14 protein-coding genes and 1 other RNA gene are annotated in these 15238 nt (G+C 36.4%); 2 read left to right on the top strand and 13 right to left on the bottom strand.

The window, feature by feature from the left end; all coding sequences use genetic code 11:
* Positions 1-43: 43 nt before the first annotated feature.
* The 5 genes from fatE to MNO09_RS04180 form a co-directional block, all read right to left on the bottom strand.
* Complete coding sequence (gene fatE / locus MNO09_RS04200) at positions 44-796, bottom strand: petrobactin ABC transporter ATP-binding protein FatE (protein ID WP_000590055.1); 753 nt, start codon at positions 794-796, stop codon at positions 44-46.
* Entirely contained in the window at positions 793-1857 is a 1065-nt protein-coding gene (gene fatC, locus MNO09_RS04195; RefSeq protein WP_000631119.1) for a petrobactin ABC transporter permease FatC, read from the bottom strand. The genes fatE and fatC overlap by 4 nt, the downstream gene beginning before the upstream one ends.
* Positions 1854-2858, bottom strand: a complete 1005-nt coding sequence (gene fatD / locus MNO09_RS04190; protein ID WP_154131569.1) for a petrobactin ABC transporter permease FatD — start codon at positions 2856-2858, stop codon at positions 1854-1856. The genes fatC and fatD overlap by 4 nt, the downstream gene beginning before the upstream one ends.
* A 31-nt stretch (positions 2859-2889) precedes the next feature.
* Positions 2890-3903, bottom strand: coding sequence for a siderophore ABC transporter substrate-binding protein (locus tag MNO09_RS04185; RefSeq protein WP_000753430.1), 1014 nt, complete (start codon positions 3901-3903; stop codon positions 2890-2892).
* 529 nt (positions 3904-4432) lie between these two features.
* Complete coding sequence (locus tag MNO09_RS04180; protein ID WP_000815798.1) at positions 4433-5110, bottom strand: response regulator transcription factor; 678 nt, start codon at positions 5108-5110, stop codon at positions 4433-4435.
* A gap of 561 nt (positions 5111-5671) precedes the next feature.
* Between MNO09_RS04180 and MNO09_RS04175 the strand changes: the two genes are divergently transcribed.
* Entirely contained in the window at positions 5672-6301 is a 630-nt protein-coding gene (locus tag MNO09_RS04175; protein ID WP_000274244.1) for a LysE family translocator, read from the top strand.
* A gap of 338 nt (positions 6302-6639) precedes the next feature.
* Here MNO09_RS04175 and ssrA read toward each other — a convergent pair.
* The 7 genes from ssrA to MNO09_RS04140 all read right to left on the bottom strand — a co-directional run bounded on the left by ssrA (position 6640) and on the right by MNO09_RS04140 (position 12582).
* Positions 6640-6994: a transfer-messenger RNA gene (gene ssrA / locus MNO09_RS04170) on the bottom strand.
* A gap of 125 nt (positions 6995-7119) precedes the next feature.
* Positions 7120-7587: an SsrA-binding protein gene (smpB, locus tag MNO09_RS04165; protein ID WP_001123922.1), complete on the bottom strand. Its 468-nt coding sequence runs from the start codon at positions 7585-7587 to the stop codon at positions 7120-7122.
* A gap of 125 nt (positions 7588-7712) precedes the next feature.
* Complete coding sequence (rnr, locus tag MNO09_RS04160; RefSeq protein WP_502917722.1) at positions 7713-10106, bottom strand: ribonuclease R; 2394 nt, start codon at positions 10104-10106, stop codon at positions 7713-7715.
* Positions 10107-10293: 187 nt separating this feature from the next.
* Positions 10294-11034, bottom strand: coding sequence for a carboxylesterase (gene estA / locus MNO09_RS04155; protein WP_000761972.1), 741 nt, complete (start codon positions 11032-11034; stop codon positions 10294-10296).
* A 162-nt stretch (positions 11035-11196) separates the two neighbouring features.
* On the bottom strand, positions 11197-11430 hold the full coding sequence (gene secG / locus MNO09_RS04150) for a preprotein translocase subunit SecG (RefSeq protein ID WP_000557263.1): 234 nt from the start codon (positions 11428-11430) through the stop codon (positions 11197-11199).
* A 94-nt stretch (positions 11431-11524) separates the two neighbouring features.
* Positions 11525-12217: an LrgB family protein gene (locus tag MNO09_RS04145; protein WP_000078299.1), complete on the bottom strand. Its 693-nt coding sequence runs from the start codon at positions 12215-12217 to the stop codon at positions 11525-11527.
* On the bottom strand, positions 12214-12582 hold the full coding sequence (locus MNO09_RS04140; protein WP_000673212.1) for a CidA/LrgA family holin-like protein: 369 nt from the start codon (positions 12580-12582) through the stop codon (positions 12214-12216). The genes MNO09_RS04145 and MNO09_RS04140 overlap by 4 nt, the downstream gene beginning before the upstream one ends.
* Before the next feature lie 335 nt (positions 12583-12917).
* Between MNO09_RS04140 and MNO09_RS04135 the strand changes: the two genes are divergently transcribed.
* On the top strand, positions 12918-13868 hold the full coding sequence (locus tag MNO09_RS04135; protein ID WP_001125045.1) for a nucleoside hydrolase: 951 nt from the start codon (positions 12918-12920) through the stop codon (positions 13866-13868).
* A gap of 51 nt (positions 13869-13919) precedes the next feature.
* On the opposite strand, the gene eno is transcribed toward MNO09_RS04135, so the two are convergent.
* Positions 13920-15215 carry a phosphopyruvate hydratase gene (gene eno, locus MNO09_RS04130; RefSeq protein WP_000103948.1) on the bottom strand — a complete coding sequence of 432 codons (1296 nt, stop codon included), beginning with the start codon at positions 15213-15215 and terminating at the stop codon, positions 13920-13922.
* Positions 15216-15238: the final 23 nt, after the last annotated feature.

Raw genomic sequence — 15238 nt, 5'->3', positions numbered from 1 at the left:
TATAAAATATAGACAGCAGCTTTTTTGCATAATCATTTTGTAACTAATAAACAGCAATTGGCCCATAAGGACCATTGATAATTTCTATTTTTGTTTCAAAAATATCTGTCAAAATTGTTGGGTCCATAACCTCTTCTACTGTTCCAAAAGCAGCAATTTGTCCATCTTTCATAGCACAAATTTTATCAGAGTATTTGGCTGCAAAATTGATGTCATGCATAACAGTCAAAATTGTTCTTCCAAATTCATTAGCCGCACGTCTCAAATGCTCCATCATTTGAACAGAACGAGCAACATCAAGGTTGTTCAGAGGCTCGTCCAAAAGCACATATTCAGTCTCTTGGCACAATACCATCGCTACATATGCCCTTTGTCTTTGACCACCAGAAAGCTCATCTAAATATCTATTCTCTAGACTAGTTAAATCTAAGAAATCGATATATTTAGAAATAATAACCTCATCTTCTTTAGTTAATCTTCCCTTTGAATAAGGAAAGCGCCCAAATCCAACTAGTTGTCTAATAGTAAGCCTCGTTACAAAATGATTTTCTTGTCGCAATATAGTCAAAATTTTTGCTAAGTCTTTTGATTTGGATTCAGAAACATCCATATTCGCTACCTGAATTTGGCCTTCATCCATATCTAAGAGTCTTCCAATCATCAATAGTGTCGTAGACTTTCCAGCACCATTTGGTCCAATTAAAGAAGTAAAGCCCGCTTTTGGTATTTCAATATCCAAAGGTCCTATTTTTACCTTATCAGTATAGAACTTTTTAACATTATCAATTTTTATCATAAAGCCCTCTTCCTTAAAACTATAGTTAAGAATATGATTCCACCAAATAATTCAATAATAACTGAAACTACACCTTGAGCATTGAATACATGATACATTAAAAAGTATGCACTCGTCATTATCAAAAATCCTATTGCAAAAGCCATTGGAAAAATATATCTATGATCATAAGTTGACGCCGCCTGATAACTCAAAGTTGCTACTAAAAAGCCGTAGAAAGTAAGTGGCCCAATTAGAGCTGTTGAAATGGACATCAAAATAGCAACTAATACAAGCGTATAAATTACACTAGGTTGATATTTAACCCCAAAGGAAGTAGCAACATCCTTTCCAAGTGATAAAATATTCAACTTTTTAGAATGAGCAAAAATTAATACCGCTACAATTATAATCATAGGAATTACAACAGGAAAATATGCAGGATCTGCATGATTAACAGAACCAAATAATTTCGCTTGTAAAATATCAAACTCTGAAGGCGCAAGTAGCTTTCTCATAAAAGTTGATACGGAATTCAGTCCAGTACCAATAATAATTCCAACTAAAAGCATAAGTTGTAAATTCCCGTATTTACCGGAAAGTAACCATCCATAAAGTATCAAACTCATCAAGACCATAGCAACAACTTGGAATAAAAATGATCCAATTCCATTAAAGTTTATTAATGCACTAGCACCAAAGAAGAATATTGTACTCGTATGAATTGCTGAATAAAGTGATTCGAAACCTAAAAGCGAAGGAGTAATAATCTTATTGTTCGTAATAGATTGGAAAGCAACTGTCGACAAGCTATGGCAAACTGCAGCAATAATCATCGCAACAATAGCTATTATCCTTCTCTTAACAACTGGGATAAAAGAAGGTGAATCTATCGGAACTGGGTTGTTATAAACTAAAAGTCCATATGAAGAAAGGAGACCTAAAGCAATCAATGTTATCAGTACAATCCAATAACGTCTTGCTTCCTTCTTAGAACGAAAAGCACTAGCTGATCTACTTTCATTATGAAGGCTAGAATCGATTTCGACATTTTCTTTATTTTTATAGTCTAATGTGATCATCGTAGCCTCCTTGGTTTTCTTCGTCTCAATAAAATAGTAATAAACACGACTGCTCCCACTGTTGCAAGTATTAAAGAAACAGGTACTTCAAAAGGCTTTATAATTGTTCGAGAAATGATGTCACAGGTAGTTATTGTCCCCATTCCGATCACACATACCCAAGGTAAATTACTCCTAAGATCATCCCCTCTAAACATTGAAACAATGTTTGGAACAATTAATCCCAAGAAAGGTAAGTTTCCAATAACAGCTGCAACAATTCCAACTGCAACAGAGATAAGGCCAGTCCCAAAAAGAACAATTCTATTGTAATTAACTCCAAGGCTTGTTGCGACATCTTCTCCTAGCCCAGCTAAAGTCAATCTATTTGCATACATAAAAATAAGCAAAGTAACGATAACAATTAGCCATAAATATTCATATCTTCCCACCTGAACGGTAGCAAATGAACCTACGAACCAAGTTTCAATACTTTGCGTCATTTGAAAAAGGAGTCCCAAAAAAGTAGACACTGCAGAAATAACTGCTCCAAGCATCAATCCAATAATAGGGACAATTAAAGACGAACGAAGTTTAACTCTTCTTAAAAACAGAAAGAAAATCATAGTTCCTATAAAAGAAAAAATGATTGCACCAGTCATTCTTTGAACTAAAGTCGGGGCAGGAAATAATAAATATACAAAAAGCAGGCCTAAGCCTGACCATTCAATAGTCCCCGTTGTAGTAGGTTCAACAAAACGATTCTGTGTAATTAATTGCATTACGAGCCCTGCCATCGCCATTGCAGCTCCAGTAAGCATTAATGCAACTGTTCTCGGAACACGAGTGATGAAAAACATCTCCATTCCGTCCTCTTGTCCACGTATATCATAAACTCCAGTAAACAGTGATATAATCCCTAAAATTATAACAACTATAATCGCTATTATAAAAGGTTTTGTCCATATTTTATTGTGATTATAAAACTGGGGTTGAGAAATATTCTCAACCCTAGAAATCATATTTTTTGACACTGTTTCGTACTCCTTTACACTACTTAGCTAAAGTTTTTGCGATATTTCCAAATAACTCTATATAAGTCTCAATTGATTCATTTGTGTAAGTATCTGCTGGTGCATAAATAACTTGTTTTTTAGAAACAGCAGTTGTGTTTTGAAGAGCAGGTGATTTAGAAATAACATCTTGAGCAGGAGCTGAAGTAGCAGCATCAGATGTTGCAGCATCACGATCTAATACGAAAAGCCAATCAGGATTTGTTTGTGCAATAGCTTCAACAGAAACGTCATCACCTTTATGACCTGCAGTAGAATTAGACACTTCTAGTGCTGGAGTCCAACCGAAAATTTCATACATTGGTCCCCAAACGCGACCAGAGTGAGGCGCAGCAAAACCAATATTCCCACCAGTAACGATAACACTCATAACTTTATCTTTTCCATTATAAGCAGATTTTGCATTTTCAATAGATTTATCAAAATCAGCTACTAATTTTTTAGCCTCTTTATCTTTATCAAAGATTTTTCCTAAAGAAATTGTAGAATCTTTAAGTCCTTTTACTAAGTTTTCTCCAGGCTTAGTAGCTTTCTCAGAAACATCAACATTAAGATCAATAACAGCTGCATTTGGCACTAATTTTTTGATTTCTTCGTAATGGCCAGCAAATCTTTGACCAACGATTACAAGGTCAGGGTTTGCCGCTGCTATAATTTCAAGATTTGGTTCGCGGTGATTCCCAATATTTTTAACTGAATCATCTTTTTTATATGCTGAATCTGCAGGCATTACATCCTTTGGAGCAGCCGCTAATTTAATTCCCCAATCAGCTAAAGTTTCAAAAGTTCTATTATCTAAAGCAACTACATTCTTTGGATTTACAGGGACTTTAACAGTTCCATGTGCATCAGTAATTTCAACCGTTTTTGGCTTATCACTACTATCACCTTTATTAGCTTTCGAAGTTTCCTTACCTGAATCTGAGCAAGCTACTAACATTAAAGTGAAAATCGCTAGAATACTTACTAATTTTAAAAGCATAGTTTTTTTCATACGTATACTCCTTATTATGTAATTTAGTTCGAAAATGATGACGTCCATAGATTGAATTAGATAGTAACTGCTATTCACCTAAACCAATATTGATAATCATTTTCATTTGAATATCCTGTTAATTAGTATAGTCATTAATTCTGTGAAAATCTTGTGAATGGTGTGAGTTAATAGAATTACGCATAATTTGTATACGAAAAGTAATATGTGAAGTCAGGCGTGTTGATTAACCCTTATTTTACAGAGAATATTGATTTTCTTTTCGAGTAAGGACTTTCATTGGATACGGTCACAACTAATCCTTACTAGAATCGTCCCCTCCACACTAACCACTAGATGAGCACCTTATAAACCATAATTTCTCCTATAAAACACGCCCATTAATAGCTACTCTTTTCATAATCCATTGCCTAATAGCAATATTCTTTTAATATTTCTCAGAAACTATTTGATTATTAGATTTAACAGAAAAAAACGAGTACAACTGAAGGAAATAGTTTCACTCGTTTTTTCTATTATCTTATCTTTATCATTCAACCATTGAATAGCCTCTGCCATGTATCGTTTGAATATATCTGTCTTTCTTCTTGCACTTTAACTTTTTTCTTACATACCCAATATATAAGTCTACTACATTTGGATTCACTACTACGTTATATCCCCAAACCTGATTCAAAAGCATTTCACGGCTCAATATTGTATTTTTATTCTTGATTAAAAATACGAGTAAATCGTACTCGCGCTTCGTAAGCGAGAGATTTTCGCTACCTTTTTTCACAATATTGCTAGATGCATCAACAAAGAGATCTTTAAACTGAAAAAAGTTTGTCTCATTTTGCTGATTATAGTCAGTTCTCCTTAAAATAGCTTGAACCCTTGCTACTAATTCTTCTTTCGCAAATGGTTTTCTAATATAATCATCTGCTCCTGCTTGTAGCCCTGCTATGCAATCCTTACTAGAAATATTGTCGGTCACAATAATGATCGGTGTCGTTTTAACAAGTCGTATTTGTCTACAAATTTCTGGCCCCGATATACTTAATGAATCCCAATCCAATATGATAATATCCCAATCTTGTTCATATACTATATTTAAACCTTGGTTTTCATTGTGAAGTTTTAAAATGAAATAGCCCTCTTGCGTTAGACCACTTACGATTTTCTTCGCAAAAGACCGTTCATTCTTAATTACTAACACCTGCTTCACCGATGGTTCACCTCTACTTCAATGTAACTTAGTTAGATAAAAAATTATCTCAAAAAAATAATTTAAGATTTATAAATATTAAATTCCTAAAAAAGCGATTATAACAGCTTATTGGGAGAACTCTATATAATCTTACAATAGATAAGGATAAAAACACAAAGGATATGAAGATTCAAATAAATATTATGTAATCATTAAAGGTAGCTATAGTATCTACCTGTTTATCATCAATAACTATTTCTTCATTTTCTGTTTCAGGGGTACCTCCCTCCCCCATCAACTTAAGCATTTTATAAAACTACAAAACAAAAAGAACCATAAGCTTGCCACAAAAAATAGTAGTGGTCCATCTCCAACATTTAAAATCAAATATTTTTCATTGGGAATATCTTGTTTCATTAAAAAATGTTTTAGACTATAGAATAAAGTATTAGACCATAAAAAAATGGTTGTAAGCTGAAAAGGTGTTAATCTTTTTGATTAAATAAAAAATACTTTTGTTTTTCTTTTATTTACTTTAATATCAATAAGGGCACCAAAAAAATAGATAGAGGTGCTAAAATGTACGGAATTATTAATTATGAAGTGTTTTTACTAACAGGGATTTTATTAAATTTAATTCCTGGTGCGGACACCATGTATATTGTGGGAAGAAGTATTTCACAAGGCAGAAAAGCAGGTGTGTATTCTGTTTTTGGTATTATTACTGGCTCTTTAGTTCATACGTTATTTGTTGCTTTTGGTTTATCTATTATACTTACAAAATCCGTTGTATTATTTAACATCATTAAGATTATTGGTGTTATCTATCTCGTATATCTAGGGATTAAAATGGTACTTGATAAGACGAATGTAGATTTCCAAGCTTCATCCAATAAATTAAACATTAGAAAGATATATATACAAGGGCTTTTAACAAGTCTTACGAATCCAAAAGTCTCTTTATTCTTTATTGCGTTTCTTCCGCAATTTATAGATACAAAGGCTTCAGGTCCTATTCCCTTTATCATTTTGGGACTTACTTTTACAGCCACTGGATTATTGTGGTGTTTATTTGTGGCTTATTTCTCTTCATATGTTACAAAAAAATTAAGAGGAAACCAAAAGGTAGGAATGATTCTAAATAAGGTAACAGGAATGATTTTTATTGGTATGGGGTTAAAGTTGCTTCAAGCGAAAGCTCCTCAATAAACCTGAATAACATAACAATGCCCCCTTCTAAGAAATGTTATATCGGGTTTAAACCAATTCCTATATACTAAAAAGTCCCTTCAGAATTTGAAGGGGCTTTTTAATATACCTGTCTTAATGATACGATTCACTCTTTATTGAAAAAAATGAGTGTAAATTGAGTCTGCTATCAAATAATTACTGTTAAAATAGATATTTCTTGCTGTTAGGAATAGTCGATGTATCTATTTGTATAGAGAAAGCATAACTTTGCCACAAACAAAAAGAACCATAACCTTGCCAATCTGGCAAATTTATGGTTCAAATCACACAAAATAAAAAAACCACCAAATATGTATTGGTGGAGACGGTGGGAGTCGAACCCACGTCCAAAAATATCGGCACTTAAGCTTCTACGAGTGTAGTCGATATATTAGCATTTCGCGAACTCTTCGGCCTATCGACAGGCTTCCAAGTTGCTAGTCTGATTGTTCTCTTCCTTCGCCCTCAGACGGCGAACTCCGGCGTAGTCCACTTAGTTTGAGTCCCTTACCCTACCACATGGACGATGGAGGGAGGAACCTTTAGTGCAATTAAGCAGCTAAAGAAAGATTGTTTTGTTTGCCAATTATAGGCTTTGACGTTTTAACGAGGCCGATCCCCTCGACTCGCAACCTAAGCTCGAACTATCCCTGTCGAATCCGTAACGTCCCCATGATAAAAATGGAGCATACGAAGAAATATCGTGATAGCTACTAAGAGCTGTTTTTCAATGTGCAACAATCTTACATAAGTTATTATAACATACGCGCGTCGTTTTACAAATGTAAATATCTGTATTACATCTTTTGACGATCACGGAACGCGCGTGCAATTTCACGTTTTGCTTCTTTCTCTTTTAAATCGTTACGCTTATCATATTGCTTTTTACCTTTTGCTAAACCAAGTGCCATTTTCGCGAATCCATTTTTCAAATAAATTCTAACTGGAACTAATGCATAGCCTGTTTCTTTTGAAGCACCCGTTAACTTCTCAATTTCTTTTTTATGAAGAAGTAACTTTCTCGTGCGAAGCGGATCATGGTTGAAACGATTCCCTTGCTCATATGTACTAATATGCATATTATGTACCCATACTTCACCATTATGTACACGTGCAAACGCATCTTTCAAGTTCACGCGTCCAGCGCGAATCGACTTAATTTCAGTTCCTTGAAGGACAAGCCCTGCCTCATATGTTTCTTCGATGAAATAATCATGAAATGCTTTTTTATTTTGTGCAATAACCTTACCTGTACCCTTTGGCATATAACGTCCCTCCTCTATTTTTACTATTGTAACAAATGTTAATAAAAAGCGAAAGTGGCTCGCTCTCAAGCCACCAATAAAAAAGAAAAAGCCCCGCTTTTCATCAAAGCGAAGCCCTCCTTTTCTTACTTACGCTTTTTCTTTTTCTTCTTGAATCCTGGTACATTTTCGAAGAATGCTTTTTTCTTCTTACCGTTACCATCTTTTTTCCCTGGCTGACTAGCGGACGTGGAAGTGGAAGTGGAAGCAGAAGCTGATCCTCTTCCTTTTCCTTTGCCACCACGGTCGAATTTTCTACCTGTACCACGTTCTCCGCCGCGCTCATCACTGCGTTCGCTACGTCCACCGCGTTTCTTTCTGCCTGTTCTTGGCTGTTCGATAACGACTGGACGATCTTTGAACTTACGACGAGGCGTCCCTTTCATGCCAACGATTTCAAAGTCGATTGCACGCTCGTCTTTGTTTACGTTAATAACGCGAATTGTAATTTCGTCTCCGATGCGGAATACGTTACCTGTACGTTCTCCGATCATTGCGAAATGTTTCTCGTCATAACGGTAGTAATCATCCGTTAAGTAGCTAACGTGTACAAGACCTTCAATTGTATTTGGAAGCTCTACGAATAAACCGAAGTTTGTTACAGAGCTAATCATACCGTCATACTCTTCACCAATCTTATCAACCATATACTCTGCTTTTTTCATTTCGTCTGTTTCACGTTCTGCTTCAACAGCACGACGTTCCATATTAGAAGAATGCTCTGCAATTTCAGGTAAGTTTTCACGCCATTTTGCTTGTGTTTCGTTGTCGACTTTACCGTTAATAATGTATTCACGAATTAATCTATGAACGATTGTATCTGGGTAACGACGAATTGGTGATGTGAAATGTGTGTAGAACTCGGTTGATAAACCGAAATGTCCTAAGCTATCCGCATCGTAACGCGCTTGCTTCATTGAACGAAGCATTACTGTTGAAATAACTACTTCTTCAGGCTGTCCTTGAACCATTTCAAGAATTTGTTGCAGCGCACGAGGATGTATTTCATTCGCACGTCCTTTTACTGCATATCCGAAGTTTGTTACAAACTCGAAGAAACGTTCCAGCTTATCTTCTTTCGGATCTTCATGGACACGGTACATGAATGGTACGTTCATCCAGTGGAAATGCTCTGCTACTGTTTCGTTCGCAACAAGCATAAATTCTTCAATTAACTTCTCTGATACAGAACGATCACGCATGACAACATCTGTCGGTTTACCTTCTTCGTCTACTAATACTTTCGCTTCTTTAAAGTCAAAGTCAATTGCACCACGACGCATACGTTTTTCACGTAAAATCTGTGCCAATTGACCCATCTCTTTAAACATCGGTACTAGCGGCTCATAGCGTTTGATTAACTCTTCGTCCTCATCTTCTAAAATGCTTCTTACGTCAGCATACGTCATACGCTCTGTCGTTTTAATCACACTTTGGAAAATCTCATGCTTTACAACATCACCTAAGTTGTTGATTTCCATTTCACAAGATAACGTCAGACGGTCTACTTTCGGGTTTAACGAACAAATACCGTTAGATAGACGATGCGGAATCATCGGAATTACACGGTCAACAAGATATACACTCGTTGCTCTTTCCGCTGCTTCTACATCAATTGGAGAACCTTCTTGAACGTAATGACTTACATCCGCAATATGAACGCCAAGCTTGTAGTTACCGTTCTCGAGCTTCGTTACTGTAACAGCGTCATCTAAATCTTTCGCATCTGCACCGTCAATCGTTACGATCATTTGGTCACGCAGGTCACGGCGATCTTTTAAATCTTCTTCTGAAATCGTTTCTGGTACACTGTTTGCATGCTCCATCACTTCTTCAGGGAATGCTAAAGGTAGATGATGTTTATGAATAACTGATAAAATATCTACTCCTGGATCATTTTTATGACCTAGAATTTGAATAACTTCACCTTCTGCACTTAAACGATTCTCTGGGTAACTCGTAATTTTCACAACTACTTTATGGCCTTCTACAGCACCCATTGATGCACTTTTCAAGATAAAGATATCACTCGTCCAGCGCTTATTGTCAGGTATAACAAATCCAAAGTTTTTCGATTCTGTATATGTACCAACTAGTTCTTTTGTGCCGCGCTCTAAAATACGTACAATTGAACCTTCTTGGCGTGATCCACTTGATTGTGCGCTAACACGCGCTAATACTGTATCACCATGAAGTGCACCGTTTAACTCTGTAGGCGGGATGAAAAGATCATCATCTCCCGTTTTCTTCTCTTCTGGTACAACGAATGCAAAGCCACGTGCATGTCCAATTAATTTACCGCGTACTAAATTCATTTTTTCAGGAAGACCGTAGCGGTTACTACGTGTGCGAATAACAAGTCCCTTCTCTTCCATCATTACAAGTGCCTTTACAAAATCTTTAAAGCCCTCAGATCCTTCAATTCCAAATGCCTCTTCTAACTCTTGTATTGTTAACGGTTTATACGCTTCTTCTCTCATAAATAATAACAACTTATCAATATTTTCTTGTATGATTTCTTCCAAGCAGAAATACCTCCTTTAAACCCTTATATTATTTAGTGTATCCGAAAGACTGGGGATGTATAAAGCGAAACTTTAATACTCCCCTAATGATTTTTACAGTTTTCACAAAAAATTCCTTATGAAAAAAAGAGGCAACTAGATCTTACCAATCTAGTTGCTCCAAGAAGTTATATACATCCTCATGTAGCTCGTCACGTTGCTTATCAAGTGTAATGACATGCGTAGAGTCTTCATACCATTTAATGTCTTTTAACGTAGATTCTACACCGTTATAAATAATGTTAGCACTATCTGTATTAATCATTTCATCATGACGTGCTTGTACAACAAATGTCGGTGCATAAATCATATCCACATTGTTACGTACGTCAGCAATTAATTGTTGTAATGCTTTTAATGTATTCATCGGTGTCTTTTGGAATTCCAACATTTCTTGTTCGATTTGCTCTGGTGATTTTTGCTCACGGTTTTTATATTCGCGGGCATATGCCAATATACCTTGGTACATCGTTTCTTCACTCTTAATATACATTGGTGCACACATTGGTACTACACCTAAAACAGGTACTGTATAACCTAATTTTAAAGAAAATACGCCGCCAAGTGATAATCCAACAACAGCAATTTTCTCAAAGCCTTTATCTTTTAAAAGCTGATATGCCTCCATTACGTCTTGCCACCAATCTTCAGGACCTGTATGAACAAGCTCTTCTGGTGGTACACCGTGCCCTTTATAAATTGGCGCATGACAAGTGTAGCCTTTCTTCTCTAAGAAACGCCCTAACATACGTACATCAGCTGAGTTTCCTGTGAAACCATGTAGTAATAAAACAGCGCGGTCTCCACCCTCAAATGTAAATGGTTTCGGAGATGCTAATTTCATCATGTACTTCTCCTCTTTCTCTTCTGTAATCTAGTCGTATTCTTTCTATATCTTAGTGTACCATATTTATATTTCTATAATCTAATTAGAAACATCTTTCAAATGGCAAAATAAAAAAAGAAGAACCATTAGTACATCTTACTAACGCTTCTTCTTTCAATTCTATAAATTTAAGTACGTAACAGCAATTGTTAATACGAAGAATAGAACAGCTAAAACAATTGTAATACGGTTTAATACTGCTTCAATTCCACGTGCTTTTTGCTTACCAAATAATTGCTCTGCACCGCCTGAAATTGCACCTGAAAGGCCTGAGCTATTACTAGACTGCATAAGTACCATAACAATCATTAAAATCGATACAATAATAAGTAAAACGGATAATAACGTATGCACTTGGCGTACCTCCTACAAAGATTCAGTTATTTTAACTGTAGCATAAATTCTATAGAAAAGCGAGAGCTATAGAGTCGCTCTCGCTTTTCTTCTATTACATAAACATCATTGCAAATAACGGCCCGAGCAAACATGTCAAAATTGCTGTTAATGTCATTGTTACCGATCCAATAACACCTTCATGTTCATTATTTTTCATCGCTCTCATTACACCCATAATATGAGAAGCACATCCAAATCCGATACCTTTACCAACTGAGTTTGTAACACGGCTCCATTTTAATAAAAGTGGGCCGGTAATCGTTCCAGTAATACCTGCGATAACAACGAAAGCTGCTGTTAATGACGGTACACCACCAACTTGCTCTGAAACACTCATCGCAACTGGCATTGTCACCGATTTTGGTAAAGAAGATAAAATTAAGCTTTTATCTGTTCCCATAAGTGATGCGATGGCAAAATCACTTGCGATTGCAACTGTTGTCCCTACTAATACGCCACCAGCAATCGGTACAACATATTTTTGCAGAACGTGACGTTGCTTATAAAGAGGAATTGCAAATGCTACAACACCGGGTCCCAGCAGTTTTGCAATCCAGCCACCACCGCTTTCCATATAATGTTGATATGGTATATCAAGCATGATAAATAAGAAAGCCATTAATCCTGTTGCTACAAGCATTGGAATGGTGAATGGTGTTGGAAATAATTTATAGATTTTTTTAGATAATTGGTATAATAGCACCGTAAAAAGAACCCAACCGATTCCGATTAATATTTGGCTCATCGCGACTCTCTTTCCTTTCTATTCGCAAGATATTGTCCCGTATGTCCTGCGACAATAATAATTAAAAATGTACTCGCTACAATTGTAATGAAAAGAGAAATTCCTTTACTCATAAAAAAAGCACCGTAATTCATTAGGCCAAGCGTTGGCGGAATTAATAAAAACGGCATAATAGCAACGAGTGTTTCTGCTCCTAAATCGAACCATTTCACTGGAAGGACTTTTAGGCTAAGTAAAACAAGTAAGAGGAACATTCCAATCAAACTTCCTGGAATCGGAATATTTAACACTTCTTGTACCCAATTTCCAACCATATAAAAAACGTAAAGAGCTGCAATTTGGACAAGAATCTTTGTAAATTTCATGTTCATCATCCCTCATGTTTATACGATCTTCTCTTAATATCTTTATCATAGTATAAATTGTAAAAAGCTGCAATTTATCAACTTGACAGCAAAAACAGCCTATGTTATACGCTTACACCCTTGATATGACTGCATTTCTAAACAAAAATTAAGTCAAAAACCTTGACCTAATATAAAAAGTTTTTATTTTCTGAATTTGTAATGTTATTATTTCAATAAAATAATCTTTTTATCCTTAAACTTACATATATATAAAGTGAAACTTTCATTAGTGGCGGTTTTGTTCCTTCCCACAATCGGACTTTTACGGGATAAACAAGATAGGTGGTGAGCATATGCCAAAAAAAGTTCTTATTTTTTGTGATCCTGGGATTGATGATACGATGGCTCTCCTCTTAGCATTCTTTATCGATGAAATAGAAATCGTCGGCATTGTTGCTGATTACGGCAATGTTCCAAAAGAAATGGCCGTACAAAACGCTCATTTTCTTAAGAGCGAAGCAAAGGATAGAAATATCAAGATATTTGGTGGATCAGAACGTCCACTTACTGGCGCCCCTCCTGCTTTCTTTGCGGAAGTACACGGGAAACAAGGGCTCGGGCCAATTATTCCAAAGGGACATGTGACTAACGGAGAAATGGAGAATTTTTTCGAAGTCATTCCTCTTATTGAACAGTATAAAGATGAATTAATCATTGTTAGTTTAGGAAGACTTACCTCCCTAGCAATTTTATTCATCTTATGTAAACAGCTCATGAAGCAAATTAAATCTTACTACGTAATGGGCGGCGCCTTTTTACATCCTGGTAATGTGACCCCTATTTCCGAAGCGAACTTTTATGGCGATCCTACTGCCGCTAATATAGTCCTTCAATCCTCACCTAACATGTACATCTATCCATTAAACGTCACTCAGTATTCCATCATTACACCAGAAATGGCTGAATACATTGAAGCAAAAGGAAAAGCCCCACTCGTCAAACCGTTATTCGATCATTATTACTACGGCTATTATAAAGACGCCTTACCGCATTTAGAGGGAAGCCCCTTCCATGACACAATGCCAATACTCGCTTTACTTGATAACTCTATGTTTACGTATCACAAATCACCTATCGTTGTCATGACGGAATCCTATGCACAAGGAGCAAGCATTGGAGAATTTCGCTCTTTAGGAGAATCTAAACCATTTACTGATTGGCCGAATCATCAAATTGCAATTGATTTTGATTATAACCGTTTCTTTAAACATTTCATGTCACTTATGACGGGTGAGCAATTTTAAGCATAAAAAAACAGACCGTGATTTCTCACGGTCTGTCGTTATTTTCTACAATTATCGTTTGATGTTGTAGAAAGATTTGATACCATCGTAAACAGCGATTTCGCCTAGTTCATCTTCGATACGTAGTAATTGGTTATATTTAGCAATACGGTCAGTACGGCTCATAGAACCAGTTTTGATTTGGCCAGCGTTAGTTGCAACTGCGATGTCAGCGATTGTAGCATCTTCAGTTTCACCAGAACGGTGAGATACAACTGCTGTGTAACCAGCACGTTTAGCCATTTCGATAGCTTCGAAAGTCTCAGTTAAAGTACCGATTTGGTTAACTTTAATTAAGATTGAGTTAGAGATACCTTTTTCGATACCTTCAGCAAGTTTTTGAGTGTTAGTTACGAATAAGTCGTCACCAACTAATTGTACTTTATCACCGATACGCTCAGTTAATAATTTGTGACCATCCCAGTCGTTTTCGTCTAAACCATCTTCGATAGAGATGATTGGGAAGTCTTTGCAAAGCTCTTCGTAGAAATCAACCATTTCTGCAGAAGTTAAGCCAGTACGGCCTTCGCCTGCAAGGTCATATTTACCAGTTTCTTTGTTGTAGAACTCAGAAGAAGCAACGTCCATTCCTAAGAATACGTTCTCGCCAGCTTTGTAACCAGCTTTTTCGATAGCTTCGATGATTACTTCTAATGCTTCACGGTTAGAACCAAGGTTTGGAGCGAATCCACCTTCGTCACCTACTGCAGTGTTAAGACCTTTGTCATGTAATACAGCTTTAAGTGCATGGAATACTTCAGCACCCATACGGATTGATTCTTTGAATGTTGGAGCACCAACTGGTAAGATCATGAACTCTTGGAAGTCTACGTTGTTATCAGCGTGAGAACCACCGTTGATGATGTTCATCATTGGAGTTGGTAATTGTTTTGCATTGAATCCACCAAGGTAACGGTATAATGGAAGACCTACGAAGTCAGCTGCTGCGTGAGCTACTGCCATAGATACACCAAGGATAGCGTTAGCGCCTAGTTTACCTTTGTTTGGAGTGCCATCTAATTCGATCATAGCACGGTCGATACCAGCTTGGTCAGTTACGTCGAAACCAACGATTTCTGGAGCGATTGCTTCGTTAACGTTGTTTACTGCATTTAGAACACCTTTACCAAGGTAACGAGATTTGTCACCGTCACGTAATTCTACTGCTTCGTGCTCACCAGTAGATGCACCACTTGGTACGATAGCGCGTCCGAAAGCGCCGCTTTCTGTGTAAACTTCTACTTCTACAGTTGGGTTACCACGAGAGTCAAGGACTTCGCGAGCATAAACATCAATAATTGTTGACATAATAAATTCTCTCCTTTTTATAT

Origin of the sequence: Bacillus sp. N5-665 (assembly GCF_022637375.2) — a bacterium.
GTDB lineage: Bacteria > Bacillota > Bacilli > Bacillales > Bacillaceae_G > Bacillus_A > Bacillus_A wiedmannii.
This window is presented reverse-complemented; position numbering and strand designations above follow the sequence as displayed.